This is a genomic window from Streptomyces alanosinicus (assembly GCF_014650595.1).
Classification (GTDB): domain Bacteria; phylum Actinomycetota; class Actinomycetes; order Streptomycetales; family Streptomycetaceae; genus Streptomyces; species Streptomyces alanosinicus.
In genome coordinates, this window is the sequence record NZ_BMVG01000177.1 from 1 (window position 1) to 525 (window position 525).

Annotated in this window: 1 rRNA gene; it reads right to left on the minus strand. The window is 61.1% G+C overall.

The features are described 5' to 3' along the window. Window positions 1–266: 266 nt before the first annotated feature. A 5S ribosomal RNA gene (gene rrf / locus IE277_RS46875) occupies window positions 267–383 on the minus strand. Window positions 384–525 lie beyond the last annotated feature (142 nt).

Here is a 525-nt window from a genome sequence, read left to right on the forward strand (position 1 = left end):
CGTAGCCGCCACCACGGTTGTCGCGGTTGTCATCACGCCGGCCGTAACCACCACGGTCGTTGTCGCGACGGAAGCCGCCACGGTCTCCGCGGTAGCCGCCGCGGTCACCGCGGTCACCACTGTCCCGTCGCCGCTGGTCGCGCTCCGGTCGGTCGTCGGGAGAGTTGGTGGACATGGTGACTCCTGTCTTCGGTACACAAGCATTGTAAAAACAAAAGGACCCCTGGTCCCAGCTGAACGCTGGGACCAGGGGTCCTCCAAAGATTGTTCGGCGGCGTCCTACTCTCCCACAGGGTCCCCCCTGCAGTACCATCGGCGCTGTGAGGCTTAGCTTCCGGGTTCGGAATGTAACCGGGCGTTTCCCTCACGCTATGACCACCGAAACCCTAATGGTTTCGAGCGAACAAGCACACTCTGTAGTTATGCGTTCTGCTCAAAGCCGGCAACGGTCGTTGCCTCAGAACTAACACAGTGGACGCGAGCAACTGAGGACAAGCCCTCGGCCTATTAGTACCGGTCACCTCC